Raw genomic sequence first — 26,133 nt, 5'->3', positions numbered from 1 at the left:
CTCTAGGGACGTACGCTGCGGGCACCCGCAGCCGTCCCTCTAGGAAAGGCCCCCCGATGAACACCGTCGCAAAGACGCGGCGTGCCGTGATCACAGGTCTTGCGATCGCCGTCGCCACCGCGCTCCTCACACCGGCTCCCGCCTTCGCGAGTCCGGTCGGCCAGAACCAGACCGTCGCCTTCAGTCAGGCGATGGATCTGCCCGCCGCCGATTACACCGTCACGGGTGCCCTGAACGGCACCGCGAGCCTCACCACCCACCTGGCGCTCTCGCAGTCGGACGTCGTCTCCGCCGGATGGGACGACAGCACGGTCCGCCAGGGCGGAGCGGTGAACCCGGTGGTCACCCGGCAGCCCGGTGCCGGCACGCTCACCGTGGAGCACACGGTCGGGTTCTCCGGGACGGTGGACGTCAGCGGCAGCTCCGTCCCCATCGCGTTCGCGCCCACCGTCATGAACGCCAGCACGCCGTGCAGCCTCGGCGCGGACGGCGACACCGCCACCTGCGTCGCGGAGTCCGCAGATGTGACCGTGGTTCCGCCGCCGTGCCCCGACATCCCCGGCTCGACCCCTGACGCGAACGCGTGCCCGCTCACTCCCCAGGTCGCGGCCAAGCTGCGCACGACGGCGACGTTCTCGGTGTCCGCGGTCGCCGCGACGAGGTCGCTGAACGGTCTGACCCGCCCGCTGGATCTCGGCACCGGCCAGCCGGTGACCGATCAGGTGTCGGTGCCGTGCACGACGCCCGTGGGATCTCCGGTGATGTACGGGCTGTCCGGCCTCGGGCTCCAGGGCACCGTGCACACCGTCACCGAGCTGGTCTGGACGGTGAAGGTCTCGGCACCGGCGGTCATCCCGGTCGTGGTGCCGTACCCGCCGTTCACCCTTCCCGGGGCGCCGAACATCACGGTGTACGACGCGACCGACACGCTCGCAACGAACGACAGCGGGTTCGCGGAGACGGCATCCGACGTGTCCTACGCGCTGGGCAGCGCGTTGGCGAACAACGTGCCGCCCACCGTGACGGCCGCTCCGACGTTCACCGGGGACGAGGGCAGCGCGATCCCGTTCAGCGCGGTCGCCGCAGGACCCTGCGCCGCAGGGGCCACGTTCGTGTGGAGCTTCTCCGACGGGGGTACCGCGTACGGCAGCCCGACGACGCACGTGTTCGCGGATTCCGGTCCGTTCTCGGGCATGGTCGCCGCGACCGACGTGACGGGCCTGTCCGGCACGACGACGTTCGGCGTCGGGGTGAACAACCTTCCGCCGGCCGTGATCGTCGCCCCCGCCGACCCGACCGTCGCATGGGGACGTCCGCTGACCCTGCAGGCGCAGGCGACGGATCCGGGCGCCGCCGAGCAGTCGACGCTGACGTACGCGTGGGACTTCCACGACGGCTCGGCCATCGTGACGGGCGGGCCGTCGGAGACGCATCAGTGGGCGGATCCGGGAACCGCGCAGGTGACCGTGACGGTGTGCGACAGGCACGGCGCCTGCACCGCCAAGGACGTCTCGGTCACGGTGCGCGCCCGCAGCACGAGCACGTCGTTCACGGGCGATCTGACGGCGACCTACTCGGCCCCCGTCACCTACCGGGGCGCGGTGATGGACGAGTTCGGGCGACCCGTCAACGGCGCGGCGGTGGCCTTCACCACGGCCGGCGGTGCGACGCAGCTCGCCACGGCGACGGCGGACGGCTCCGGGACGGCTGCGGCGACCGTGACGGAGACGCTCCCGAGCGGCTCCTATCCGATCACCGCGGCGTTCGCGGGTGATGCCCGGTATGTCGCGAGCAGCTCCGCGGCGGTGTCGCAGACGGTGACGTCGATGGCCTCGGCGATCGTCTACACGGGCACGCTGTCCAGCAAGCCGAACGCGAAGATCCCGTTGTCCGCGACCGTGACCGACGTGCTCGGCCGTCCGATCGCGAACCAGACCGTGACCTTCGTGATCGGCAGCCAGACCGTGACCGCCCAGACCGGCGCGAACGGGGTGGCCTCCACCGCGCTGAAGCTGACCCTGAAGCCGGGCACCTACCCGGTCTCCGTGTCCTGGGCCGGGATCGCCGGACGGTATGCCGGTGCGGCCTGGAGCGGGAGCTTCAAGCTGAACACCAAGTAGGCGATGCCGCAGAGGAGGCGCCGTCGGGACCGGCGGCGTCTCCTCGTGCGCCCGGGGGAAGGGCGCTCAGCGCCCCTCGAGTGCGTGCCCGACGAGGCGCTGCAGCGTGGTCATCCCGTCCCGGGACAGGATCGACTCCAGGTGGCCCTGCACCGATGCGAACCCGGGTCCGCGCAGCGCGTAGACATCGCCGGATCCCGGATCCGCCGACACCTCGGCGACGCCGACCGCGGTGGTGCCGGGGGCGACGCGGGCCGTGAACGTGTTGTAGAAGCCGATCGACGCGTCCTGGCCGAACACGGGCACCGACTTCTGCAGCCCCTGGTGCGGGCTCGCGAGCGGCGCCAGCTCGATTCCCAGCGAGTCCGCGAGGATCTGGTGGCTGAGGCAGACGGCCAGCAGCGGGCGGCCGCTCGCGCGCCGTCGCGCCACGAGCTCCCGCATGCGGGCGATGCGCGCGGAGGAGCCGTCGCGGGGGTCGCCCGGACCAGGGCCCGCGACGAGAAGGTCGGCGGCGTCGATCTCCGCGTCGTCGCTCTGCGCCCACGGCTGGATGTGCACCTCGAGGCCGAGATGGCGCAGCTGGTGGGCGAGCATCGTCGTGAAGCGGTCCTCGGCGTCGACCACGACCGCGGTGCGGCCGGCGAAGGGCGCGGCGGCCGTGGACTGCGCGCCGCCGTCCTGCGGATTGATCCAGAACTCCGCCAGACGCGCGTTGCGGGACGCGAGCAGGGCCTGGATCCCCGGGTCCTCCGCCGGCGTGCCCGCGGGGCTCGGCGCGTCGGGATCCTCCCGCGACTCCGCCGCCGTGTCGCGGGCCACGGCGCCGATGGCGCCCAGCACACCCGCCGCCTTGCCGTGGGTCTCACCGACCTCGCCGGCCGGATCCGAGTGCCGTACGAGCGTCGCCCCCACCGGCACGCTGAGCCGGCCGTCGGCGAGGTACACGGTGCGGATGAGGATGGGCGCGTCGAGGTCGTGGCCGCCGGCGTCGTTCGGGGTGAAGAGCGCCGCGACACCGGAGTAGTAGCCGCGCGGCTTGCGCTCGTGCCGGCGGATCACAGTGCACGCGTTCTGCATCGGGGAGCCGGTGACCGTCGGCGCGAACATGGTCTCGCGGAGGATGTCGCGGGGGTCGAGGCGGCTGCTGCCGCGGAGCATGTACTCGGTGTGGGTGAGGCGCGACATCTGCTTCAGGTGCGGACCGGTGATCCGCCCGCCGTCGGAGCAGACCGCGCTCATCATCTTGAGCTCCTCGTCCACGACCATGAACAGCTCTTCGGTCTCCTTGGCGGAGGAGAGGAACTCGCCGAGCGCGGCCGTCGTGGAGCCGCCGGCCGGGTGGCGGAAGGTTCCGGAGATCGGGTTCATGGTCACGACGCCGCCCTGCGCGACGACGTGCGCCTCGGGGCTGGCCCCGACCGCCACGACGCCGGGGGTGACCACCGCGAAGGTCCAGTAGGCGCCGCGCTCGTGCTCGAGCAGAGCCCGGAACCACGTCAGCGCCGCGATCCGCTCCGTCTCCGGGGTCGCGGCGTCGATGCGCGCCGTGTAATCGCGGCGGATCACGAAGTTCGCGCCTTCGCCGCGGCCGATCTCCTCGGCGATCACGCGCTCGACGATCGCGGCGTACTCGTCGTCGCTGAGATCGAAGCCGCCGTCGTGGAGCGGCAGCGGCTCGGCCGGCAGCGCGGCGCGCACCTCGTCCGCGGGCAGGTGCAGATGCTCGTCGACGAGCAGGCAGCGCAGCGGCGCCCCGTCGTCCTGCGCTTCGAAGCCGCGCTCGCGCACCTGGCGGTAGGGCACCAGGGCGAACACCTCACGACGGGCGCCGTCCGCCCCCAGCGGGATGTCGGCGAGGTCGACGACGTCGACGATCTCGCCGGTCAGCAGCTCGACGCTGTCCGAGCCCTCGCGGGCCAGCAGCACGAAGGCGCTCTCGGTCGGCAGGGCATGGATCCGGTCGGCAGTGGTCATCTGAGGCTCCTGAGCAAGGGGGATCCGACGCGGCAGAAACGACAAGACCGCCCCGGAAGGCGGTCTGGATCGTGGTACGCGAACTCACCGCCTAGGAGGCGGGCCACCAGGTGCGGTTCGCGGACATGCGCCGAAACTATCACAACGGGGCGGTGTCCTCGCCCGTCGTGACGTTCGCGGCTGCGGCTGTTCGCGGATCCCTTCCAGCCGCACACCGGTAACCTGGTTGACGTGCCAGCTGTGAACCTGGGGATGCCCCGGATCCCCGAAGTCCTCGCCCCGCGACGCAAGAGCCGCCAGATCAAGGTCGGCAAGGTCCTCGTCGGAGGCGACGCCCCGGTCAGCGTCCAGTCGATGACCACGACGAAGACGACCGACATCAACGGGACGCTGCAGCAGATCGCCGAGCTCACCGCGTCCGGCTGCGAGATCGTGCGGGTCGCCGTCCCGTCCCAGGACGACGCCGACGTGCTGCACATCATCGCGAAGAAGAGCCAGATCCCGGTCATCGCCGACATCCACTTCCAGCCGAAGTACGTGTTCCAGGCGATCGACGCGGGCTGCGGCGCAGTGCGCGTCAACCCTGGCAACATCCGCAAGTTCGACGATCAGGTCGGCGCGATCGCCAAGGCCGCGAAGGACGCCGGCGTCTCGCTGCGCATCGGCGTGAACGCCGGGTCGCTCGACCGGCGCCTGCTCGAGAAGTACGGCAAGGCCACCCCCGAGGCGCTCGTCGAGAGCGCCGTGTGGGAGGCGTCCCTGTTCGAGGAGCACGACTTCCACGACTTCAAGATCTCGGTCAAGCACAACGACCCCGTGGTGATGGTCAAGGCCTACCGCCTGCTCGCGGAGCGGGGCGACTGGCCGCTGCACCTCGGCGTCACCGAGGCGGGCCCCGCGTTCCAGGGCACGATCAAGTCGGCCACCGCGTTCGGGATCCTGCTCGGCGAGGGGATCGGCGACACGATCCGGGTCTCGCTCTCCGCACCGCCCGCTGAGGAGGTCAAGGTCGGACACCAGATCCTCCAGTCGCTGAACCTGCGCGAGCGCAAGCTCGAGATCGTCTCCTGCCCGTCCTGCGGACGCGCGCAGGTCGACGTCTACACGCTCGCCGAGAACGTCACCGAGGGGCTCAAGGACATGACCGTGCCGCTGCGCGTGGCGGTCATGGGCTGCGTCGTGAACGGACCCGGCGAGGCGCGCGAGGCCGACCTCGGTGTCGCCAGCGGCAACGGCAAGGGCCAGATCTTCGTCAAGGGAGAGGTCATCAAGACCGTGCCCGAGGAGGACATCGTCGCGACCCTCATCGAAGAGGCGAACCGCATCGCCGACGAGATGGGCCCGAACGCGCCGCTCGGCACCGCACAGGTCGTCACCTCGTGACCAGCGCCACCGTCGTCACCTTCCCGTCGGGATCCCTCCTCGAGACCGCCCACGTGGTCGGCGTGAACCCGGACGACAGCGGTGCGGTCGTCGTGCTCGATCGCACGCCGTTCCACCCCGTCGACCACACCTGGCCGGACCAGCCGGGGGACCGGGGCACGCTCCGCGTCGCCGACGTCGAGGTCGCGGTGACCGAGGCCGTCATGGCCGCCGTCAGCGACGAGGGCGAGGTCGCGATCGGCGCCGCGATCCCGGTCAAGCGCGGCGCGGAGGGCTGGACGTGGTCGGTCGGCCACCGGGTCGACACGGTCCCCGCGGCGCTCGCCGCGGGTGCGGAGGTCGAGGCCGCGGTCGACGCCGCGTACCGCGCCGGCCTCAGCCGCGGACACACCGCCTGCCACCTCGCGTCGCTGGCGCTCGACTTCGCGGTCGCCGATCTGTGGCGGAAGGATCCCGGATCCGACGCCCTCGGCAACCCCGATTTCGAGGGGCGCGCGAATCAGACGAGCGTCATCGGCCCCGACGGCGCCGTCGACGAGTACCGCCTCGGCAAGAGCCTGCGCAAGGCCGGGTTCGACACCGAAGGTCTCGCCGGGACGCTGGCAGAGCGCGAAGAGCGCATGAACGCGCGGCTCGCGGCGTGGATCGCGTCCGCCGCGCCGAGCCGCATCGAGGTCGAAGGCGAGAGCATCGTCGACCGCCGACGCTGGGTCTGCGAGCTGCCCGAGGGCACCGCGTCGATCCTGTGCGGCGGCACGCACGCCTCCTCGCTCGCGGAGTTCGCGTCGATCCGGGTGTCGCTGCAGCTCTCGGAGCAGCTGCTGGTGATGACCACGACCGCGGTTCCTGCGGGTTCGCCGGCGTGAACGCCTGAAACGGGGGACGGCCGTGGCGGGTGACGAATCGATCGACATCAGGATCGGCACGGTCGATCAGGCGGCGATCGCGGCCCGGCTGCAGATCGACTTCGGCGACGAGTTCGGGGATCCGTCGCCGCCGTTCGAGGTGCTCGAGCGGCGGTTCCGTGCCCTGATCGCCGATCCCGCCGCGTTCGTGCTGTTCGTCGGCGACCCCACCGATCCGATCGCCTACGCCGTGGTCACGCTGCGCCCCACCGTGTACTGCGACGGACCGCTCGCGGTACTGGACGAGCTCTACGTGATCCCCGACCTGCGCGGCGGGGGCATCGGCACGCGGCTGCTGCAGCGCGCGATCCAGGAGGTGCGCGCCCGCGGCGGCGGGGAGATGCACATCAACGTCGACGAGATCGACGTCGACGCGCGGCGCTTCTACGAACGGCACGGCTTCGTCAACGTGGAGCCGGGCAAGGACTACCGGATGCTCTGCTACCTCCGCGAGCTCTGAGCCCGCGGGGGAAGCCTCAGCGCCGGTCGAGGCCGCGCTCGTCGATCCAGGTGTGCCAGGGCGAGACCCGGCGGACGAAGGCCACGGCGTCGAAGGCCTCGCGGGCCGAGCCGGGCTGCAGGACGTCGCCGTTGTGCCATCCGGAGGTGGCATCGAGTGCCACGGCTGCGCGCGCGGACGGCCGGCGCAGATCCAGCAGCGCGTCGCCGATGCCGGAGCGCTCCAGCACGGCGTCCAGGCTCGAGGGATCGAGCGGGGCGAGCGGTGCGATGAAGGGGCGGGAATGGCCCGGGGCGTCGTCCACCGTCGGACGGTGCAGCCACTGCTCGCCGCCGCCGAAGGCCGTGCCGATGACCACGAGATCGGTGCCCAGCCGGTCGGCGAGGTGCCCGCACATCGTCGTCATCGGATCCGGCACGAACGGGGGAGCGGAGAACGGGGTGCGCTGCACGTGCCCGTTCGCCGCCGCCACCACGATCCGCGGCTCGCGCTCCAGGATCCACTCCACGGTGTCGGCCATCCACGCGTCGCGGATGTTGGCGGCGGGCCAGGTGCGGGCGGCGCCCGCGGTCATCGCCTGCAGGAACGCGTCCGCCGCCCGGGCGCTCTCCGCGGCCCGGATCGCGGCGTCGACCCGCTCCCGGCTCTCCGCGTCGCCGCCGAGTGCGGCGATCTCCTCGCGGCGCCGGGCGCGGATCCGTGCGGCGAGGTCCGCGATGCCGACCGTGATGCCCGCACGCCGGTCGGCGGGCAGGGCGAGATAGGCCTGGATCGTCGGTGCCGCCTGGGCCAGCCCGGAGCGGTCGCCGGGCAGATACGCGAACAGGGGGAGCAGGCTCTCTCGCGCGTGCGCGGCGTAGTGCGGATCCACGTCGTCGAGCAGGTCGACGGCCGTGAGGACGCCGGGGAGGGCGCTGGCGGACGAATCGGGGAGGTCCATCCCGTACCAGCGCGGCGCGCCGTGGCCGGCCGCGGCGCGCGCCCGCATCCACGTCAGCTGGTCGAGCATCTCCTGGCAGGCCCCGAAGCCGTAGGTGACGCCCTCGCGGAGGGTGTCACGGAGCCCTCCGGCCCCGGTGCGGATCCACGTGTCGACCCTGCGGCCCTCCGGCATGCCGCTCTCGGTCACGAGTGCGGTGAATCCGGCGCGCCGGTGCAGGAACCGGAACAGCCGGTGGCGCAGAGCGAAGAACTCGTGCACGCGGTGCATCGATTCGCCGATCGCGACCACGCGGGCGTCGCCGACGATGTCGGCCAGCGGCTCGAGGTCGGAGTCGTCGTCATCGTCCGGATCGAGCGTGCGCAAGGAGTGCGCGTCGTCCCGGATCCGGGTGCCGAGCGCGTCGGGCTCGTCCTCAGGCGACGGCAAAGGAGATCTGCCCCTTCGCGACGTCCGCGGCGGTCAGCGTGACCCGCACCGCAGTGCCGGCGACGGCCTCGGGCGGCAGCGCCACCGACGCCGTCACGGGCGGCTCCTCGATCTGCACCGTGCCGCGTTCGCCGTTGCGCCGGATCACCACCGCGTCGAACGTCTCGCCGACGCGCGGGGCCAGCAGCGCCGCCTCGACGAGATCGATCGTGCGGGAACTGAGCGCCGACGCCCGCTGTGCGGAGGCCCGCATCAGGTCGGGGAGGAGCGGGAGGCTCTGGCGCACCCACGCGGGCACCTCCTCCCCACGGCTCACCGCGAGCGCGACGGTGAGCGACCAACGGTCCACGAGCCGCCGGAGGGGCGCGGTGGCGTGCGCATAGGGGGCGGCGATGGCCGCCTGCGTGGTCTCGGCGGGGACCGTCCCGTCGAAGGCGACGTACCCGGCCCCGCGGAACAGCGCGGACGCCGCCTCCAGGATCGGCAGCGTGCGCGGATCCTCCTTGTCGAGCGTCCGCAGATAGTCGCCGTAGCGTCCGGTCGTCCACGGCACGCCGAGCGCCTCGGTCTGGTGCCGGAACGTCTCGAACGCGGCGTCCTCGGGCTGCGGCATCGTGCGCAGGATCCCGATCCTCGCCTGCAGCATGAGCTGCGCCGCGACCATCCCGGTCATGAGCGAGAGCTGCGCGTTCCAGTCCTCCACGGGGAGCGGGGTGCGCCGCTCGATCGCATAGGTCCCGTCGTCGTGCCGCACCACCTCGTCATCGGGCAGGTTCAGGCTCGCCCCGCCGCGCTGCGCCTCCTGCGCGAGCCGCAGCCGCCCGATCTCGGGGAGCAGCGCCGCCGGAGAGTCCCGCCCCGCGTCGAGATCCGCCTGCACCGAGACGTAGTCGAGCTTGGCCCTCGAGCGGATCAGTGCGCGCTCGAGCCGGGTGTCCGACACGCTCCCCTCCGCGTCCAGGGCGAAGGTCCACACGAGCGCGGGGCGATCCTGATCCGGCAGCAGCGAGGCGTGATCCTCGCTCAGGATCGGCGGATGCAGCGGGATCGTCCCGTCCGCGGCGTAGAGGGTCTCGCCCCGCAGGCGGGCCGCGGCGTCGAGTGCGCCTCCCGGTGCGACGAACGAGGGCACGTCGGCGATGGCATATCGCACGGTGTAGCCCGATCCGCTCCGTTCCAGCTGGAAGGCCTGGTCCAGGTCCATGGAGCCGGCCGGATCCAGCGTCGCGAAGGCGATGTCGCGCAGGTCGAGGTCGGGCGTCGCGGGGGAGGCCGCGGCGGCCTCGGCGAGGGCTTCCGGAGGGAACCCGGTCGGGGCGTCGAGCTCGGTGCGCAACGTCGCCAGCGCCGTGGCGAGCTCCGACTGCGCGGCGGAGGGGGCGACGTGCGATCGGCGCTGAGGCATGGGTTCAGCCTAAGCCGCCCTCTGCGTCGGGGGCGGGCGTTAGCGTGGTGACCATGACCACCACTGCCGACAAGGCCCGTACCCTCGCCGCGCTCTACGCGGCCCCCGAGATCCTCCGTGTCGTGAACGTCTGGGACGTCGTCTCCGCGCAGGCGATCGCCGTACTGCCCGAGACCACGGCCATCGCCACGGCCGGCCACTCCATCGCGTCGTCGTTCGGCTATGCCGACGGCGCGATCCCGCGTGAGCTCATGCTCGACATGGTGGGCCGCATCGCGGCGGCCGTCGAGCTGCCGGTGACGGCCGACCTCGACGACGGCTACGGCGACCCGGGAGAGACCGTGCGCCTGGCGATCGGCGCCGGCGTCGTCGGCGCGAACGTCGAGGACCGCCTGCGCCCGCTGGACGAGGCCGCGGCGAACGTGGCGGCGATGATCCGCGCCGGCGAGGCCGAAGGCGTGCCCTTCGTGCTCAATGCCCGCACCGACGCGTTCGTGCGCGGCGGCGGGCGTCCGGTCGCGGAGTCCCTCGCCGACGCGATCGAGCGCGGCAGGGCGTTCGTCGAGGCGGGCGCGACCAGCGTGTTCGTGCCGGGCATCCTCGACGCCGACACGACGCGGGCGCTGGTCGACGGCATCGGCCATGGCAAGGTCAGCGTGATCGGCCTCCCCGGGGCCCTCACCTCGACCGAGTACGAGGCGCTCGGCGTGGCCCGCATCTCCTACGGCCCGCTGCCGCAGCGTGTGGCGCTCACCGCCCTGCAGGACAACGCGTCGGAGATCTACGCCGGCGGGATCATCCCGCCCGGCACGCGCGCGCTCAACTGATCCGCGCTGCGCGCCCGTCCCGCCCTGCAACGCGCACGGGGCGGGACGGGCGCCTCACTAGACTTGAGCCGTGGTGACTCGTCTCTCGAACTTCTTCCTCCGCACGCTTCGCGAAGACCCGGCCGGCGCCGAGGTCGCGAGCCACAAGCTCCTGATCCGCGCCGGGTATATCCGACCGCAGGCGGCCGGCATCTTCGCGTGGCTGCCGCTCGGGCTCCGGGTGAAGGCGCGGATCGAGACCATCGTCCGCGAGGAGATGGCCGCGGCTGGCGCGCAGGAGGTGCACTTCCCGGCGCTCATGCCGCGGGAGGCATACGAGGCGACCGGACGGTGGGAGGAGTACGGCGACCTGCTGTTCCGCCTTCAGGACCGCAAGGGCGGCGACTACCTGCTCGCGCCCACGCACGAGGAGGCCTTCACCCTGCTGGTGAAGGACCTGTACTCCTCGTACAAGGATCTGCCGCTCACGATCTACCAGATCCAGGACAAGTACCGCGACGAGGCCCGCCCCCGTGCCGGTCTCCTGCGCGGTCGCGAGTTCACGATGAAGGACGCGTACTCCTTCGACGCGTCCGACGAGGGGCTCGCCGCCAGCTATCAGGCCCAGCGCGACGCCTACGAGCGCATCTTCCAGCGGCTCGGGCTCGAGTACGTGATCGTGCAGGCCGACGCGGGCGCCATGGGCGGTTCGCGTAGCGAGGAGTTCCTGCACCCGACGCCCGTCGGCGAGGACACGTTCGTGCGGTCCGAGGGCGGCTACGCCGCCAACGTCGAGGCCTTCTCGACGGCGGCGCCGGAGCCCGTGCCCTATGACGAGTCCGGGGCGCCGGTGATCTTCGACTCCCCGAACACGCCGACGATCGAGACCCTGGTCGCACACGCGAACGCGCATCTCGACGGCGAGTACACGGCCGCCGACACCCTCAAGAACGTCGTGCTCGCCCTCACTCATCTCGACGGCACCCGCGAGCTCGTCGTCGTCGGCATCCCCGGCGACCGCGAGGTCGACGAGAAGCGCGCCGAGGTGGCTTTCGCCCCGGCCGAGGTCGAGCCCGCGACGACGGACGACTTCGAGAACAATCCGCTGCTGGTGAAGGGGTACATCGGCCCGTGGTCGCCTACGGGAGCCATCCTCGGCGAGGAGTCGGCCACCGGGATCCGCTACCTGCTCGACCCGCGGGTGGGGGAGGGCACGAGCTGGATCACCGGCGCGAACATCGACCAGAAGCACGCGCACTCGGTCGTCGCCGGCCGTGATTTCTCGGCGGACGGGGTGGTCGAGATCGCGAACGTGCGAGAGGGCGACCCGGCCCCGGACGGCTCGGGACCTGTGCATCTGGCTCGAGGCATGGAGATCGGCCACGTCTTCCAGCTCGGCCGCAAGTACGCCGAGGCGCTCGGACTCAAGGTGCTCGACGAGAACGGCAAGCTCGTGACCGTCACGATGGGCTCCTACGGCATCGGCGTGACCCGCATCCTCGCGATCATCGCCGAGCTCAACAACGATGAGAAGGGCCTGATCTGGCCCGCCTCGGTCGCGCCGTTCGACGTGCACGTGGTCGCCGCGGGCCGCGACCAGGTCGCCTTCGACGTGGCGGAGGACGCGGCGGCGCAGCTCGAGGCCGCGGGGCTGGACGTGCTGTACGACGACCGTCCCAAGGTCTCCCCGGGCGTGAAGTTCGGCGACGCCGAGCTCGTGGGCATCCCGCGCGTGCTCGTCGTGGGCCGCGGCGCCGCCGACGGCCAGGTCGAGCTGTGGGACCGCCGTACGGGCGAGCGCGACACGCTCACGATCGCCGAGGCGCTGCAGCGGCTCGCGGCGCGCTGACCGCGACGGATCCCCTCGCATGGACATCACCCCCGCCGCCTGGCTGAGGTCCCGTCCGGCGCTCACCGGGACCGCCCCCGCACTGCACCCGGGGTCGGTGCCGGACGAGCCGCTCGCGCTGTTCCTGAACTGGATCACCACGGCGGCGGAGGCGGGCGTCGCCGAGCCGCACGCCGCGACGCTGGCGACCGTGGACGGCGACGGAATGCCGGATGCGCGCACGCTCATCCTGAAGGACGTCGACGAGCGCGGCTGGGCCTTCGCCGGTCCCCGCTCGTCGGCGAAGGGACGCCAGCTCGCGGCGAATCCCGCGGCCGCGCTGAACTTCTGGTGGCAGCCCGTCGTGCGCGCGGTGCGGGTGCGGGGTCCGGTGCAGGAGGCCTCCGCCGAGGAGAGCGCCGCCGATCTCGCCGCACGCTCGGCCGCCGCGCGCGCCGGAGTGGCCGAGGGCGACTGGGTGCTCTGGCGGATCGTGCCGAGCCGGGTCGAGTTCTGGCAGGGGGCGGAGGATCGCCGCCACACGCGCATCGTCTACACGCGGGCCGCCTCGGGCTGGATCCGGACCTGGCACGGCGGACAGGGTGCCGCAGACCGCACGCACGAGGAGGACGCATGAGCGACTACGAGATCACCGACATCGGAAGCCCGGACGACTGGCGGGCGTTCCACGGCGGATTCGACGAGGCCCGGTCGCGCGACGGCCGTCGCGTCGTCGACCATGAGCTGACCATGCAGTACATCGGGATGACCGCCAACGCCCTGGTGCCCGGCGAGGAGGCCGGCTACTGGCACACGCATGCGCAGATCGAGGAGCTCTACGTGTTCCTCGCCGGACTCGGGCAGATGGGCGTCGGAGACGACGTCGTCGAGGTCGCCCCCGGCACGGTGGTGCGCGTCGGCCAGGGCGTGCCGCGCACCTGGCGCGCCCGTCCGGACAGCCCCGGCGAGCTGCGCTGGCTTTGCATCCGCGCCGGCGGCGAGCAGCTTCCGCACCTTCCCGACGACAGCACGCGCATCACCGACCGGCCGATGCCCTGGGCATGACCGTTCGCGGCGCTTCGGGCCGGCGGCCGCCCCGGCGCGGTCGCGCTCGGGAGGCCGGACGGCGTGACACGCTGGAGCCATGACCGAAGAACTGCTCCCGCCGGCCCTGCGCGCCGAGATCAACGCCGTGCTCGACGACGCCGGAGTGCACGCCGACCGGCGCCTCGTGCTGCGGATGCTGCAGACGGCGGTGCTGCTGGGCGAGGACCGCACCGACCGCCTCGACCTGAAGATCGCCTCGGCGGCGCTCAGCGAGATGCGCGACGCGTTCCGGCTGTTCGCGCCGTTCCGTGGCGTGCCCAAGGTCACGGTGTTCGGCTCCGCCCGCACCGCGCAGGACGATCCGCTCTACCGGCAGGCGCGCGACGTCGCGGCCGCGCTCGCGGCGGAAGGCTGGATGGTGGTCACCGGTGCAGGCCCCGGGATCATGCAGGCCGCGGCGGAGGGCGCGGGGCCCGACCGCTCGCTGGGAGTGTCGATCCGGCTGCCGTTCGAGGAGAAGGCGAACACGATCGTCGCGGAGCAGGAGCACGTCGTCGCGATGAAGTACTTCTTCACGCGCAAGCTCATGCTCATGAAGGAGTCGCGCGGCTTCATCTGCCTCCCCGGCGGGTTCGGCACGCTCGATGAGATGTTCGAGCTGCTCACGCTGCAGCAGACGGGCAAGGCGGAGCCGATGCCGATCGTGCTCCTCGACCAGCCCGGCGGCACCTTCTGGCACGGGCTGGAGCGCTTCGTGCAGGAGGATCTGGCGCCCACCGGGGTGATCTCGCCGGGTGACTTCGACCGGGTGCGCATCACCGACTCGGTCGACGAGGCCACTGCGGCGATCACCGGATTCTGGCGCAACTACGACTCGTTGCGCTGGGTCGGGGACGTCCTCGTGCTGCGCCTGCGCGCCGAGCCCACGGGCGACGAGATCGCGCAGCTCAACGAGCAGTTCGGGTCCATGCTCTCCTCCGGGCGGATCGAGGGGAGCGGGCCGCTGCCCGTCGAGCTCGCGGACAAGGATCAGCTCGACCTGCCGCGACTCACCCTGCACCTCGACCAGCGCGCGGTGGGGTCCCTGTTCCGGCTGATCGGCGCGATCAACCGGCTGGGATCCGCTCCGTCCGCCTGAGCGGCGCGCCGCGCCCGAACACCCTGCGGATCAGGACGCGACGGCGCGGATCCCCGCCGCGAACGCCGTGAGATCCGCCGGCCGGCCCAGCACGCGCTCCGCCGCCCGCGCACCCGAGGCATAGGCGCCGCCGACGGTCGCGGGCTCGGCGCCCCAGGTGGCCTCGCCGGCGAAGTGCAGCACGCCGTCCACCGGTCCGGCCAGCGCATCGTGGTCGTGGTGGGAGGACCCGGTGGCGAGATACGAGTAGGAGCCCTGCGCGTAGGGATCCTCGCCCCAGCGGGTGATCCGGTGCGCGCTCGGGGCCGGGATCCCGTCCCCGTACAGCGCGCGGAGCGCGGCGGTCGCGTCACGCGCGATCTCCTCGTCGGACAGGCCCTGGATCCGACGGCCGAACGGACCGGCGGCGAAGGTCAGAAGCGTCGGGCGTCCGCTGATCGCGGACACGTCGTACCACGAGTGCCAGTGCTCCCCTGGCTCGCCGAGGGCCCGGACGGCGTAGACCCCGTCCTCCCAGAAGCGTGCGGGGAACTGCAGGAACACCTTGTTGAAGACACCCATCCCGAGGCGCGCGAGCGGTCCCGCGACCGCCTCGGGCAGCGGCGGCTCGAAGGCGATCGCGCCGGCCTTCAGCACGCCGAGGGGCACGGTCACGATCGCCTGGGCCGCCGAGAACGTCCCCCGGTCCGTCTCGACCCGCACTCCGCGGGGGTCGCGTCCGACGCGCCGGACGACGTGCGCGAGGCGCACCTCCAGGCCCGCCGCGATCCGCGCCGGGAGCTCGTCGTACCCGCGCGGGAAGATCACCTCGTCGCCGTCGATCGCGTCCTCGTCCAGGCCGTGGGCGTCGAGGTCGCCGATCCAGGCGCCGCACTGCTCCTCGACGCGATGGCGGAAGAACTCGCGGATCTCGTCGATGCGCTCCGGATCCATCGCGTCGGGGAGGCGCTCGAGCCGGTCGAGAGCGCGCTCAGTCACATCGAGGTAGGTGTCGCCGGGGGAGGCCGCCTCGATCTCCTGCCCGACGGCACGGTCGGCGGCGTCGACGTCCGCGACCCACCGGGCGCTCGCGTCGGCCGTCATGCGCCGCCCCTCGCCGTCGAAGTCCGCGATCGGCCGTCCGCCGACCTGGAAGCTGCCGACCGTGAACTCGAGCGTCGGGATCTCGAGCGCCTGCACGAGCTCGGCCAGGCGCGAGTCCTCGATGCCGTGGATCCAGGAGGCGCCGAGATCGACGGGGAATCCCGCCGAGCGATCGCTGTGCATCCGGCCGCCGATGCGGTCGCGCGCCTCCAGGACGACGACCCGCAGCCCGGCGTCCGCGAGGAGGCGCGCGGCGACGACGCCGGACATGCCGGCGCCGACGACGATCACGTCGTGGCTGGTCGCGCTGTCGTCGTTCGTCATCCGGTCCTCCTGGAGCCGCGCGCGAGCGGCCGTCGATCGCGCAGGGGAGCCGGACCAGGGTATCGTTGTACGGATGTCGTGCGTGCGGATGCGCGCCGACGAGAGCTGAACAGGGAGGCCGCCATGGATATCGATCTCGGATTGCTGCGCACGATCGAACGGGAGAAGGAGATCCCCTTCGACGAGCTGATCGCGATCATCGAACAGGCCGTCCTGACCGCCTACGCCAAGCACGACTCCCACGAGGGCTCGCTCACCGAGGGCACCCGCGTCGAGCTCGACCGCAAGACCGGCCACGTGGCCGTCATGGTGCCGGTCCTCGACGAGGAGGGCGTCGTGATCGGCGAGGAGGACTCCACGCCGGACGACTTCGGCCGGATCGCCGCGTTCGCCGCCAAGCAGGTCATCGGACAGCGCCTTCGCGACATCGCCGACGACGCGGTGCTCGGCGAGTTCCGCGGCAAGGAGGGCGACATCGTCGCCGGCGTGATCCAGCAGGGCCCGAACCCGCGCATGATCCACGTGGACCTCGGGTCCGTCGAGGCGATCCTGCCGCCCGAGGAGCAGGTGCCCGGCGAGGAGTACACGCACGGATCCCGGATCCGCGTCTACGTGACCTCCGTCGCGAAGGGCGCCAAGGGTCCCGCGATCACGGTCTCCCGCACGCACCCGGGGCTCGTGCGCAAGCTCTTCGCGCTCGAGGTGCCCGAGATCGCCGCCGGTCTGGTGGAGATCGTCGCACTCGCGCGCGAGGCGGGCCACCGCAGCAAGATCGCGGTGAAGGCGAACGATCCCTCGATCAACGCCAAGGGCGCGTGCATCGGCGAGCTCGGCCGCCGCGTGCGGGCCGTCACCGAGGAGCTGGCGGGGGAGAAGATCGACATCGTCGACTACCACCAGGATCTGGCGACGTTCGTGGCGCACGCCCTGTCGCCCGCGAAGGTCACGAGCGCGTTCGTCCTGGACGCCGGCACCAAGGCCGTCCGTGCCCTCGTGCCCGACTACCAGCTGTCGCTCGCGATCGGCAAGGAGGGGCAGAACGCGCGCCTCGCCGCCAAGCTCACGGGCGCCAAGATCGACATCCAGCCGGACTCGATCCTCGACGCGTGAGGGATCGATGCGGCGTAGCCGCGGTGATGCGGCGCTGATCGAGAGGGAGCGAGGGCGCGCAGCGACCGAGACGACGTCTCCGCTGAGCGTCGCGTAAGGACGCCCCAGATCTGAGGTGTAAGATGGAACCTGTACGAACGTGTGTCGGTTGCCGCGCTCGTGCATCTCGCGCCTCCCTGATCAGGGTGGTCATCCGGAACGGTGAGCTCGTCTTCGACGAGCAGGCCGTGCTGCCGGGGCGGGGTGCGTGGGTGCATCCGACTCCGGAGTGCGTGGAGACCGCCCAGCGGCGACGCGCCTTCGCCCGTGCGCTCCGTGTGTCCCCTGTGCTGGAATTCCCGGAAGCAGAGAACATGCAGACCCTCGAGAAACGGCTGAACGGCTATGGAAACAAAGTGAACGGCTCGAAATGAGACCCGTCCGCGACTAGTGGTCTGCCCTGTCAGGGCGGACCGACCCCTGACAGGAGAATTGTGGCTGGTAAACCACGCGTGCACGAGATCGCCGCTGAACTCGGCGTCGACAGCAAGTTCGCACTCGCGAAGCTCAAGGAGCTCGGCGAGTTCGTGAAGTCCCCCTCATCGACGATCGAGCCTCCCGTGGCGCGCAAGCTGCGCGCGGCGATCGAGGCCGACAAGCCCGCCGGCGCGCCCGCGTCGGCGGCTGCTCCGGCGGCGCCTGCGAAGAGCGCGGCGACCCCCGGCGCACCCAAGCCCGGCCCCAAGGCGCCGACCCCCGGCCCGAAGCCGGGTCCGGCCAAGCCGGTCGAGACGGCTCCCGCCCCGGCGGCGGAGAAGCCCGCGGCCCCGGCTGCGCCCGCGGCTCCGGCGGCACCTGCCGCGGAGAAGCCGGCGGCGCCCAAGCCCGGCGGCTCGGCAGCGCCGAAGCCCGGTGCCCCGCGCCCCGGCAACAACCCGTTCGCGTCCTCGCAGGGCATGGGCCAGCGTCCCGCCGGCCCGCGTCCGGGCAACAACCCGTTCGCGTCGCAGCAGGGCATGGGCCAGCGCCCGACGCCGGGCAACATCCCGCGTCCGCAGGCGCCGCGTCCCGGTTCGCCGCGCGTCGGCGCGCCCCGCCCCGGTCAGGGTGCAGGGCGTCCCGGTCGTCCCGGCCAGGGCGGCGGTCGTCCCGGCGCTCCGTTCCAGCAGCGCACCGGCGGTCCCGGCCGTCCCGGTGCGGGCGCCGGCGCGGGCGGCGGCTTCCAGCGTCCCGGCGGCGCTCCGGCCGGCGGTTTCGCCGGACGTCCCGGCGGTGGCGGCGGTCGTGGCCGTGGTCCCGGCGGCGGCACGGCCGGCGCGTTCGGCAAGGGCGGCGGCAAGAGCAAGCAGCGCAAGTCGCGGCGGGCGAAGCGGCAGGAGTTCGAGATGCGGTCGGCGCCGGTCGTCGGCGGCGTCAACGTCTCCAAGGGCAACGGCGAGACGATCCGTCTGCGTCGTGGCGCCTCCATCGCCGACTTCGCGGACAAGCTCGAAGCGCTGAACGGCTACACCGTGCAGCCCGGAACGCTCGTCACGATCCTCTTCAACCTCGGCGAGATGGCCACGGCAACGGAGTCGCTGGACGAGGCCACCTTCGAGGTGCTCGGCGAGGAGCTCGGCTACAAGGTGCAGATGGTCTCGCCCGAGGACGAGGACAAGGAGCTCCTCGAGGGCTTCGGTCTCGACCTCGAGGCCGAGCTGGAGGCGGAGAGCGAGGACGACCTCGAGATCCGTCCGCCCGTGGTCACCGTCATGGGCCACGTCGACCACGGTAAGACCCGGCTGCTCGACGCGATCCGCAAGACCAACGTCATCGACGGCGAGGCCGGCGGCATCACGCAGCACATCGGTGCGTACCAGGTCTGGACCGAGCACGACGGAATCGAGCGCGCGATCACCTTCATCGACACCCCGGGTCACGAGGCGTTCACCGCCATGCGCGCCCGTGGTGCGCAGGTGACCGACATCGCGATCCTCGTGGTCGCCGCCGACGACGGCATCATGCCGCAGACGGTGGAGGCGCTGAACCACGCGCAGGCGGCCGGTGTGCCGATCGTGGTCGCGGTCAACAAGGTCGACAAGCCCGAGGCGAACCCCGCCAAGGTGCGTCAGCAGCTGACCGAGTACGGCCTGGTCGCAGAGGAGTACGGCGGCGACGTCATGTTCGTCGACGTGTCGGCTCGTGCCAACACCGGCATCCAGGAGCTCCTGGACGCCGTGCTGCTCACCGCGGACGCGGGCCTCGACCTCACCGCGAACCCGAACAAGGCCGCGCGAGGCATCGCCATCGAGGCGAAGCTCGACAAGGGCCGCGGTTCGGTCGCGACGGTGCTCATCCAGTCCGGAACGCTGCGCGTCGGCGACGCGATCGTCGCGGGCACGGCCTACGGCCGCGTGCGCGCCATGATCGACGAGAACGGCGATGCGGTCGAGGCCGCGGCGCCGTCCCGCCCGGTGCAGGTGCAGGGTCTGAACTCCGTCCCGCGCGCCGGCGACGTCTTCATCGTGACCGACGAGGACCGCATGGCCCGTCAGATCGCGGAGAAGCGCGAGGCCGTCGAGCGCAACGCCCAGCTGGCCAAGGCCCGCAAGCGCATCTCGCTCGAGGACTTCACCCGCGCTCTGGAAGAGGGCAAGGTCGAGACGCTCAACCTCATCATCAAGGGCGACGTGTCCGGTGCCGTCGAGGCGCTGGAGGAGTCGCTCCTCAAGATCGAGGTCGACGACTCGGTGCAGCTGCGCATCATCCACCGCGGCGTCGGTGCGATCACCGAGAGCGACGTGAACCTGGCGACGATCGACAACGCGATCATCGTGGGCTTCAACGTCCGCCCCGACACGAAGGCCCGCGAGGCCGCATCCCGCGAGGGCGTGGACGTGCGCTTCTACTCGGTCATCTACAACGCGATCGACGAGATCGAGAACTCCCTCAAGGGCATGCTCAAGCCGGAGTTCGAAGAGGTCCAGTCGGGTGTCGCCGAGATCCGCGAGGTGTTCCGCTCCTCGAAGTTCGGCAACATCGCCGGTGTCATCGTCCGCTCGGGCACGATCACGCGCAACGCCAAGGCGCGCGTCATCCGCGACGGCGTGGTCATCGCCGACGGCCTGGCCATCGAGTCGCTGCGTCGCTTCAAGGACGACGTCACCGAGGTCCGCACGGACTTCGAGGCGGGTATCGGCCTCGGCAAGTACAACGACATCCAGGTCGGCGACGAGATCGAGACGACCGAGATGGTGGAGAAGCCGCGCGCGTAAGCGCCTGGTGACGCAGGATGGCATCCTGTGTCGGCCTGATGGGGGCCCGGTCCGCTTCGCGGACGCCCCAACGGCCGCCACAGGATGCCATCCTGCTCCGTTCGTGACTCAGCGGCGGATGAGAGAGTGAGAGGGTAGGGACATGGCCGGAGAACGACAGGCACGACTTGCGGATCGCATCCGCGTCATCCTCGCCGAGCGCCTCGAGAAGGGGCTGCGGGATCCGCGTCTCGGCTTCGTGACGATCACCGACGTGCGCGTCACGGGCGATCTGCAGCACGCGTCCGTGTTCTACACGGTGCTCGGCTCGGAGGAGGAGCGCGTCGCGTCCGGTGCGGCGCTGACCTCGGCGACGGGCCTCCTGCGCAAGGAGGTCGGCCGGCAGCTCGGCGTGCGCCTCGTCCCGACGCTCGAGTTCATCCCGGACGCGCTGCCGGAGAACGCCGACCACATCAGCGATCTGCTGCGCCAGGCGCGGGAGCGCGATGAGGAGGTCGCGAAGCTTGCAGCCTCCGGCAGCTATGCCGGCGACGCCGACCCGTACCGGGTCGAGGAGGACGCTGCGCAGGAGTGATCCGCCGGACGCCGCGATGCGGCACGCCGGAATCGACGAAGGCCCTGGGAGACCGCTCTCGGGGCCTTCGTCGTCTCATGGCGCAATGCCGGGCACATCCCCGTCACTGAGCGCCATGAGCAGCGGTTCGCGCGACGGACATTGCTACGTTCCGAAGACAGCGCACGGCGGCGTGCGCGTCTGCGACAGCGGGGGGCTGGCGGGATGGACGGCACGACACGCGCGCGCCCGGCGGTGCACGACCTCGCACGACGGGGGATCGTCGCCGACGTCGGTCCGCGGGGCACGCGCGCTGCGGAACCCGCCGATGGTCACGATCCCTCGCCGGAGGGCGTCGCTGCGCCGCACGTGCGTGCCGCCGTCTCGGCCGCGTGCGCGGGTGATCCGGTCGCCGTCGCCGAGGTGCTGGCGGCGCTGGGCGCAGAGTGCCGGCGCGGCTGGCGCGCCCTGCCCGACCCGCTGCCGAACGTGCCCTCACTCGCGGCACGGTCGCGGAGCCTGCTGCCGCCGGACCTGGATCCCGACCGGGTGCTCGCTCTCGCGCTGTGCGGACGAGGTCCGCTGTCCGTGCTCCATGCGATCACGGGCGGCAGCGCGGACAGGATCGTGTCGTCGCGGTTCGGCCGGCTCGTCGAGGCGCATGGCGGGATCTTCCGCTTCAGCGATGCCGCACTCCGCACGGCCGTGCTCGCCGCGTCGACCGCGTCGGTCCGGCTCCGTGCGCATCGTCTGCTCGCCGCCGCATACGCGACCGCAGGAGATCCGGACGCGGCGCTGTGGCATCGCGCCCGCGGTTCGGCTTCCGGCGATCCCGGATTCGTCGAGCCGCTGGTCGCCCAGTCCCGCGTCGCACTGAGGAGGGGATCCCTCTCCCGCGCCTGGGCGCACGCCGAGGAGGCCGTGGCGCACGCACGATCCGGCACGCCGGCGCATGCCGCAGCGCTGCTGTGCGCCGGTCACGCCGCGCTCTCCGGCGGCTGGGTCGTGGACGCCCTGGAGCGGATCGAGGGAGCGCGCCGCATCGACGGCGCCCACCGCGGAGACGCCACCGCGGCGTACGTGCTCGCCCGCACGCTCCGGCACGGAGTGGTTCCCGCACCCGCCGGCCTGATCCCCGGGGATGCGACGAGCCAGGGATACCGCTCGGCGGCTGTGCGGGGTGCACTCCTCAGCGCGGAGCGCGGCGACCACCGACGCAGTGCGGCGTGGCTCGCCGTCGGCGCAGGGATGGAGCACGACCGCGGAGAGAGATCCGCGCTCCAGGCCTGGTGCGACGTGCTGGCGGGCGGGAGCTCGACGATGACCGCCGGCGGCGGATCCGCGTCCATCGCGCATGCGCTGTACCTCGGGCTGAGCGGGGATCCCCGCGCCGGATTGCACGCTCTCACGGAGACCGATGCCCTCGAGACGGAGGAGATCTGCGCCGGGCTGCCGGCACGGGCGCCGATGCACCGGGCGCGCAGGGCCGTCGCCGAGGTGCTGCTGCACGTCTGGGCGGGGAGGATCGGGATCGCGCTGGATCTGCTCCGCGCGGCCGCCGACGAGCTTCCGGTGGCGCTGCCTTTCGCGGGGCTGGCGGTGGCGCTGTCCCGGCGGCTGGAGCTCGCCGTGGACGGCAGGGTCGGGGCGCTCTCGCGCGATCTCGAAGTGTGCCTGCCGTGGGTGCGCGAGGGCACGGGTTTCGTCGATCGCGCCCTCGGCGCGTTCCTGCAGGGCCGCAGCGACGAGGCCGCCGTGCACATGCGGCTCTGGTCGGACAGGTGCGGGCCGCCCGAGCCGTTCGCGCTGCCGGGGCTCGACGAGATCGGGCCGTTCGGCGCCCCTCGGGCACCGGAGCCGCCGGACGCGACCGCCGCGCGCCTGCTGCGTCAGCGTGTACGGAAGACCCGGACGTCGGGATGGCGCGATGAGCTCGATCAGATCGCAGCGGAGAGCAGGGGGATCCGCTCGCCGTTCGAGCGGGCACGGCTGGAGGCTCTGCTGGGTCCGGCGTGCGCCGTGCGAGGAGACCGGAGCCGCGCCGTGCGGCATCTGCGCGCGGCACAGAGCCTCTTCGACGAGTCGGGGGCGCAGGCATGGCGAGGCATGGTCGACCGCAGGCTGCGCATGTTGGACGCGCCGCGGCATGGCACCGGCAGGGCGAGGGACGACGTCTCGACACCCGTGCTCGAGGTGTGTCGTGCCACCTGGGAGACGATCCTCACCGCCCGCGAGCTGGAGGTCGCGCTGCTGATGGCGCAGGGCTGCACGAACAGGGAGATCGCGCTGGCGCTGCACGTGTCCGTGCGGACGGTCGAGGTCCACGGCGGTCGGATCTTCGCGAAGCTCGGCGTCCGCACCCGGCACGAGCTGACGGTGCTCGCGCACCGCACCGAACAGCACCTCTGACCGTCCCTGTGCCTCCCCGGAGCCGGGCGCGGAGGGGTCAGCGGGGCAGCAGGAACTCGCCGTCCTCCGCCTCGATGAGGCCGTCGGCGATGAGGGAGTCGATCGCACGATCGCGCTGCGCCGGATCCGGCCAGTCGGCGAGGACCTCGGCGGCCGGCAGCCGGTGACCGTCGGCGTGCCGCAGCGCGCGCAGCACTCCGCCGCGCGCCTGCCGGTCCGAGCCTTCGTAGCGCGCCTGCCTGCGCCGCCGGTCCTCGCTCTCCGGATAGCCCGCCGCGCGCCAGGCGCAGCTGTCGAGGAGGGGACAGCGCGCGCAGTCGGGGGTGCGCGCGGTGCACACCGTCGCACCGAGCTCCATGGCTGCGGCGTTCACGATCGCGGCGTCGCCCCGATCGTCGGGGAGCAGTGCCAGCATGTCGTCGAGGTCTCGGCGCGAAGGCGGCTCGGGCTGCGCCCTGCCGTGAACGGCGCGGGCGATCACGCGACGGGTGTTCGTGTCGACCACGGGATGGCGGTCCCCGAAGGCGAACACGGCGACCGCACGCGCCGTGTAGTCGCCGATGCCGGGCAGCGCGAGCAGCGACGCCACATCGCGCGGCGTGATGCCGTCGTGCTGGTCGCGGATGGCGACGGCCGCCCGATGCAGCCACAGCGCACGACGGGGATAGCCGAGGTTCGCCCATTGCTGCAGGACCTCGGCGCCGGTCGCCGACGCGAGGGCCGCAGGGTCCGGCCAGCGGGCGAGCCACGCCTGCAGGTGCGGGATCACCCGTGTCACCGGCGTCTGCTGGAGCATGAACTCGCTCACCAGCACCCCCCACGCGCCGTACCGGGCGAGGTACTCGGGCCGTCGCCACGGGAGGTCCCGGGCATGCGCGCGATACCAGGCGATCAGCTCGGGCGCGCCGCGGGTGGGTGAGGGCGGCATGGCTCTAGCCTATGGCTGCGGACGGCGTCGCCGTCGCGACGGGGGACGAGCAACCACACAGAGGGAGACCGGAGATGACCACCACCAGTAGGCTCGCGTGCGGCGCCGTGGCCGTGCTGACCATGATCGGATTGGCGGCGTGCGCGCCGACCGCGACCACCGCGTCGTCTCCGACGCCTTCTGCGTCCCCGGCGGTGTCGCCGTCGACACCGCCGGTCTCCAGCCCCCCTGCCTCGTCGTCGGCGCCGGCCGAGGATCCGTCCTCGCCGTCGACCTGGATCATCTCGACCGCCGGCGTGGGCGCTGTCCGGCTCGGAGACAAGGTGTCGGCGCTGCCGGATCTGGCGGGCTGGTCGATCCGCGACAGCTGCCGATGGGCGGCGCTCTGGGGCGACTCGGAGCTGCAGCTGGTCGCGGCGGGGGACTCGTCCGAGTCCGAACCCGTGGTCTCGGAGATCGCGGTGCTCGGCTCGACGACGGGGCCGCGCCCGCAGACGGACAGCGGGGTCGGAGTGGGGTCGACCGAGGAGCAGGTGCGTGCCGCCTACCCGGGAGCGGCCGAGGGGACGAGCGGCTACGGTCCGTGGATCCGCACGGGCGATCCCGCTCAGGGCGCTGTGTACTTCACGCTCTACCCGGACTCCCGCACGGTGCGTCAGGTGACGGTGACGACTCGGGACAAGCCCTCGGCGGAGTACTGCGGCTGAGTTTCGGGCACCCGGCGTTCCGCCCCTAGGCTGGGAGGATGGCAACCAGCGGGATCCTGCTCGTCGACAAGCCGGGCGGGATGACGAGTCACGACGTCGTCGCCCGCACCCGCCGGGCGTTCGGCACGCGGAAGGTGGGTCACGCCGGCACTCTCGACCCGATGGCCACAGGGCTGCTCGTCGTCGGCATCGAGGCCGCGACCCGGCTGCTGACCTTCGTCGTCGGCGCCGACAAGACGTACCTCGCCACGATCCGCCTCGGCCAGACCACCGGCACCGACGACGCGGACGGGGAGATCGTCTCCACCGCCGACCCGCACGCGGTCGCCGCGATCACCGGGGACCGGATCGAGGCCGGCGTGGCGGCTCTCACAGGCGCGATCTCGCAGGTGCCCAGCGCCGTCTCCGCGATCAAGGTCGACGGACGCCGCGCCTACGACCGGGTGCGCGCGGGGGAGGAGGTCGTCCTCGCCGCCCGTGACGTCGTCGTGTCGCGGTTCGACGTGCTCGCCGACCGTGCGGGGGACGCCGGGACCCGCGATCTCGATGTGGTCGTGGACTGCTCCTCGGGCACCTACATCCGCGCGCTCGCCCGCGATCTCGGTGCCGACCTCGGCGTCGGGGCGCACCTCACGGCCCTGCGGCGTACCCGCGTCGGTCCGTTCGACGTGGCGGACGCCACGGGCCTCGTCGATCTCGCCGACGCGCAGCCGCTCACGTCGGCCGACGCCGCGGGCCGCATCCTGCCCGTGCTCCCCGTGACGGCCCAGGAAGCGGTCGACCTGCGGCACGGCAAGCGCCTCGTGGGTCAGCGCTCCCGGCTCGAGGGCCCGCGCGCCGCGGCGATCGATCCGGACGGCGTCCTGATCGGTATCGTGGAGCGCCGCGGCGACGACCTGAAGAGCGCCATGAACATGCCGGAGGGGGCGTCATGATCCTGTGGTTCACCGTCGTGCAGCTCGCGGTGGCGGTCGCGGCCGGACTCTTCTGCCTGATCATGGGCTTCGCGGGGAAGCGTCCCAACGACTGGACGGTGGGATCCCTGGCGCTGGTGGAGCTCCTCCTGATCGTCCAGGTGGTCATGGCGATCGTCTCGCCCTTCGCAGGCAACCCCGCGCGCGGTGACGGGCTGGAGTACGGGGTGTACCTCGTGTCGGCCGTGCTGCTGCCGATCGGCGGCGCGACGTGGGCGCTGCTGGAGCGGTCCCGCTGGAGCACGGTGATCATGGGCGTGGTCTCGCTGTCGCTCGCGGTGATGATCTGGCGGATGCAGGTGATCTGGACGACGCCGATGGGCGGCTGACCGGAACGGTCTCGGCGGACGCCGTGTCCGTCCCGTTCCGTAGAA

22 protein-coding genes are annotated in these 26,133 nt (G+C 72.2%); 17 read left to right on the top strand and 5 right to left on the bottom strand.

The features are described 5' to 3' along the window. Positions 1 to 56 precede the first annotated feature (56 nt). Positions 57 to 2,120 (top strand): PKD domain-containing protein, encoded by a 2,064-nt coding sequence (locus NFX31_RS10740; protein WP_262955688.1) that lies wholly within the window; start codon positions 57 to 59, stop codon positions 2,118 to 2,120. Between the two features lie 66 nt (positions 2,121 to 2,186). Here NFX31_RS10740 and NFX31_RS10735 read toward each other — a convergent pair whose 3' ends face one another. Then, positions 2,187 to 4,097, bottom strand: a complete 1,911-nt coding sequence (locus NFX31_RS10735; protein ID WP_262955687.1) for an anthranilate synthase family protein — start codon at positions 4,095 to 4,097, stop codon at positions 2,187 to 2,189. Positions 4,098 to 4,328: 231 nt separating this feature from the next. On the opposite strand from NFX31_RS10735, the gene ispG reads away from it, so the two are divergent. Genes ispG through NFX31_RS10720 form a run of 3 tightly spaced genes read left to right on the top strand, consistent with a single transcriptional unit; the run spans position 4,329 to position 6,845 of the window. Next, a complete protein-coding gene (gene ispG, locus NFX31_RS10730; protein ID WP_175491204.1) occupies positions 4,329 to 5,480 on the top strand; it encodes a flavodoxin-dependent (E)-4-hydroxy-3-methylbut-2-enyl-diphosphate synthase in 1,152 nt (383 codons plus the stop codon). Continuing rightward, positions 5,477 to 6,346, top strand: coding sequence for an alanyl-tRNA editing protein (locus NFX31_RS10725; protein ID WP_091477368.1), 870 nt, complete (start codon positions 5,477 to 5,479; stop codon positions 6,344 to 6,346). The genes ispG and NFX31_RS10725 overlap by 4 nt, the downstream gene beginning before the upstream one ends. A 40-nt stretch (positions 6,347 to 6,386) precedes the next feature. Then, entirely contained in the window at positions 6,387 to 6,845 is a 459-nt protein-coding gene (locus tag NFX31_RS10720) for a GNAT family N-acetyltransferase (RefSeq protein WP_420847438.1), read from the top strand. Between the two features lie 16 nt (positions 6,846 to 6,861). Here the strand turns inward: NFX31_RS10720 and NFX31_RS10715 are convergent, their stop codons facing one another. Beyond that, positions 6,862 to 8,214, bottom strand: coding sequence for an erythromycin esterase family protein (locus tag NFX31_RS10715; RefSeq protein WP_262955685.1), 1,353 nt, complete (start codon positions 8,212 to 8,214; stop codon positions 6,862 to 6,864). Beyond that, the gene (locus NFX31_RS10710; protein WP_262955684.1) at positions 8,201 to 9,619 is read right to left on the bottom strand and encodes an RNB domain-containing ribonuclease; all 1,419 of its coding nucleotides are present in this window, start codon (positions 9,617 to 9,619) and stop codon (positions 8,201 to 8,203) included. The genes NFX31_RS10715 and NFX31_RS10710 overlap by 14 nt, the downstream gene beginning before the upstream one ends. A 53-nt stretch (positions 9,620 to 9,672) precedes the next feature. Between NFX31_RS10710 and NFX31_RS10705 the strand changes: the two genes are divergently transcribed. From NFX31_RS10705 to NFX31_RS10685, 5 genes are all read left to right on the top strand, one after another. Beyond that, positions 9,673 to 10,446, top strand: a complete 774-nt coding sequence (locus tag NFX31_RS10705) for an isocitrate lyase/PEP mutase family protein (RefSeq protein ID WP_091477534.1) — start codon at positions 9,673 to 9,675, stop codon at positions 10,444 to 10,446. Between the two features lie 70 nt (positions 10,447 to 10,516). Continuing rightward, positions 10,517 to 12,274 (top strand): proline--tRNA ligase, encoded by a 1,758-nt coding sequence (locus tag NFX31_RS10700; protein WP_262955683.1) that lies wholly within the window; start codon positions 10,517 to 10,519, stop codon positions 12,272 to 12,274. Between the two features lie 19 nt (positions 12,275 to 12,293). Continuing rightward, on the top strand, positions 12,294 to 12,890 hold the full coding sequence (locus tag NFX31_RS10695) for a pyridoxine/pyridoxamine 5'-phosphate oxidase (RefSeq protein ID WP_262955682.1): 597 nt from the start codon (positions 12,294 to 12,296) through the stop codon (positions 12,888 to 12,890). Then, entirely contained in the window at positions 12,887 to 13,318 is a 432-nt protein-coding gene (locus NFX31_RS10690) for a cupin domain-containing protein (RefSeq protein ID WP_045251736.1), read from the top strand. The genes NFX31_RS10695 and NFX31_RS10690 overlap by 4 nt, the downstream gene beginning before the upstream one ends. A 79-nt stretch (positions 13,319 to 13,397) precedes the next feature. Continuing rightward, the gene (locus NFX31_RS10685) at positions 13,398 to 14,438 is read left to right on the top strand and encodes an LOG family protein (RefSeq protein ID WP_262955681.1); all 1,041 of its coding nucleotides are present in this window, start codon (positions 13,398 to 13,400) and stop codon (positions 14,436 to 14,438) included. Between the two features lie 30 nt (positions 14,439 to 14,468). On the opposite strand, the gene NFX31_RS10680 is transcribed toward NFX31_RS10685, so the two are convergent. Continuing rightward, on the bottom strand, positions 14,469 to 15,845 hold the full coding sequence (locus NFX31_RS10680) for a flavin monoamine oxidase family protein (protein WP_262955680.1): 1,377 nt from the start codon (positions 15,843 to 15,845) through the stop codon (positions 14,469 to 14,471). Positions 15,846 to 15,968: 123 nt separating this feature from the next. Between NFX31_RS10680 and nusA the strand changes: the two genes are divergently transcribed. The 5 genes from nusA to NFX31_RS10655 all read left to right on the top strand — a co-directional run bounded on the left by nusA (position 15,969) and on the right by NFX31_RS10655 (position 23,150). Continuing rightward, positions 15,969 to 16,955 (top strand): transcription termination factor NusA, encoded by a 987-nt coding sequence (nusA, locus tag NFX31_RS10675; protein WP_045251739.1) that lies wholly within the window; start codon positions 15,969 to 15,971, stop codon positions 16,953 to 16,955. 185 nt (positions 16,956 to 17,140) lie between these two features. Then, positions 17,141 to 17,368 carry a DUF448 domain-containing protein gene (locus NFX31_RS10670; protein ID WP_245762855.1) on the top strand — a complete coding sequence of 76 codons (228 nt, stop codon included), beginning with the start codon at positions 17,141 to 17,143 and terminating at the stop codon, positions 17,366 to 17,368. A gap of 60 nt (positions 17,369 to 17,428) precedes the next feature. Beyond that, positions 17,429 to 20,188, top strand: coding sequence for a translation initiation factor IF-2 (gene infB, locus NFX31_RS10665; protein WP_262955679.1), 2,760 nt, complete (start codon positions 17,429 to 17,431; stop codon positions 20,186 to 20,188). A gap of 142 nt (positions 20,189 to 20,330) precedes the next feature. Beyond that, entirely contained in the window at positions 20,331 to 20,762 is a 432-nt protein-coding gene (rbfA, locus tag NFX31_RS10660) for a 30S ribosome-binding factor RbfA (protein ID WP_045251742.1), read from the top strand. Between the two features lie 204 nt (positions 20,763 to 20,966). Further along, positions 20,967 to 23,150: a LuxR family transcriptional regulator gene (locus tag NFX31_RS10655; RefSeq protein ID WP_262955678.1), complete on the top strand. Its 2,184-nt coding sequence runs from the start codon at positions 20,967 to 20,969 to the stop codon at positions 23,148 to 23,150. A 37-nt stretch (positions 23,151 to 23,187) separates the two neighbouring features. On the opposite strand, the gene NFX31_RS10650 is transcribed toward NFX31_RS10655, so the two are convergent. Continuing rightward, positions 23,188 to 24,078 (bottom strand): HhH-GPD family protein, encoded by an 891-nt coding sequence (locus NFX31_RS10650; RefSeq protein ID WP_091477352.1) that lies wholly within the window; start codon positions 24,076 to 24,078, stop codon positions 23,188 to 23,190. Between the two features lie 74 nt (positions 24,079 to 24,152). On the opposite strand from NFX31_RS10650, the gene NFX31_RS10645 reads away from it, so the two are divergent. From NFX31_RS10645 to NFX31_RS10635, 3 genes are read left to right on the top strand one after another with little or no spacing between them, the layout of a single operon-like run. Beyond that, positions 24,153 to 24,785 (top strand): hypothetical protein, encoded by a 633-nt coding sequence (locus tag NFX31_RS10645; protein ID WP_262955677.1) that lies wholly within the window; start codon positions 24,153 to 24,155, stop codon positions 24,783 to 24,785. A gap of 38 nt (positions 24,786 to 24,823) precedes the next feature. Next, entirely contained in the window at positions 24,824 to 25,720 is an 897-nt protein-coding gene (gene truB, locus NFX31_RS10640; RefSeq protein ID WP_045251747.1) for a tRNA pseudouridine(55) synthase TruB, read from the top strand. Beyond that, positions 25,717 to 26,088 carry a hypothetical protein gene (locus NFX31_RS10635; protein WP_045251748.1) on the top strand — a complete coding sequence of 124 codons (372 nt, stop codon included), beginning with the start codon at positions 25,717 to 25,719 and terminating at the stop codon, positions 26,086 to 26,088. The genes truB and NFX31_RS10635 overlap by 4 nt, the downstream gene beginning before the upstream one ends. Positions 26,089 to 26,133: the final 45 nt, after the last annotated feature.

Origin of the sequence: Microbacterium azadirachtae, from assembly GCF_025583665.1 — a bacterium.
Lineage (GTDB): Bacteria > Actinomycetota > Actinomycetes > Actinomycetales > Microbacteriaceae > Microbacterium > Microbacterium azadirachtae.
Note: the sequence above shows the minus strand (reverse complement) of the source record. Positions and strands in the feature narration are given on the sequence as shown.

Coding starts and splice junctions, on each gene's coding strand:
- NFX31_RS10740 (WP_262955688.1), top strand. CDS start 57: ATGAACACCGTCGCAAAGACGCGGCGTGCCGTGATCACAGGTCTTGCG.
- NFX31_RS10735 (WP_262955687.1), bottom strand. CDS start 4,097: ATGACCACTGCCGACCGGATCCATGCCCTGCCGACCGAGAGCGCCTTC.
- NFX31_RS10710 (WP_262955684.1), bottom strand. CDS start 9,619: ATGCCTCAGCGCCGATCGCACGTCGCCCCCTCCGCCGCGCAGTCGGAG.
- NFX31_RS10705 (WP_091477534.1), top strand. CDS start 9,673: ATGACCACCACTGCCGACAAGGCCCGTACCCTCGCCGCGCTCTACGCG.
- NFX31_RS10695 (WP_262955682.1), top strand. CDS start 12,294: ATGGACATCACCCCCGCCGCCTGGCTGAGGTCCCGTCCGGCGCTCACC.
- NFX31_RS10690 (WP_045251736.1), top strand. CDS start 12,887: ATGAGCGACTACGAGATCACCGACATCGGAAGCCCGGACGACTGGCGG.
- NFX31_RS10685 (WP_262955681.1), top strand. CDS start 13,398: ATGACCGAAGAACTGCTCCCGCCGGCCCTGCGCGCCGAGATCAACGCC.
- NFX31_RS10680 (WP_262955680.1), bottom strand. CDS start 15,845: ATGACGAACGACGACAGCGCGACCAGCCACGACGTGATCGTCGTCGGC.
- nusA (WP_045251739.1), top strand. CDS start 15,969: ATGGATATCGATCTCGGATTGCTGCGCACGATCGAACGGGAGAAGGAG.
- rbfA (WP_045251742.1), top strand. CDS start 20,331: ATGGCCGGAGAACGACAGGCACGACTTGCGGATCGCATCCGCGTCATC.
- NFX31_RS10655 (WP_262955678.1), top strand. CDS start 20,967: ATGGACGGCACGACACGCGCGCGCCCGGCGGTGCACGACCTCGCACGA.
- NFX31_RS10650 (WP_091477352.1), bottom strand. CDS start 24,078: ATGCCGCCCTCACCCACCCGCGGCGCGCCCGAGCTGATCGCCTGGTAT.
- NFX31_RS10645 (WP_262955677.1), top strand. CDS start 24,153: ATGACCACCACCAGTAGGCTCGCGTGCGGCGCCGTGGCCGTGCTGACC.
- truB (WP_045251747.1), top strand. CDS start 24,824: ATGGCAACCAGCGGGATCCTGCTCGTCGACAAGCCGGGCGGGATGACG.
- NFX31_RS10635 (WP_045251748.1), top strand. CDS start 25,717: ATGATCCTGTGGTTCACCGTCGTGCAGCTCGCGGTGGCGGTCGCGGCC.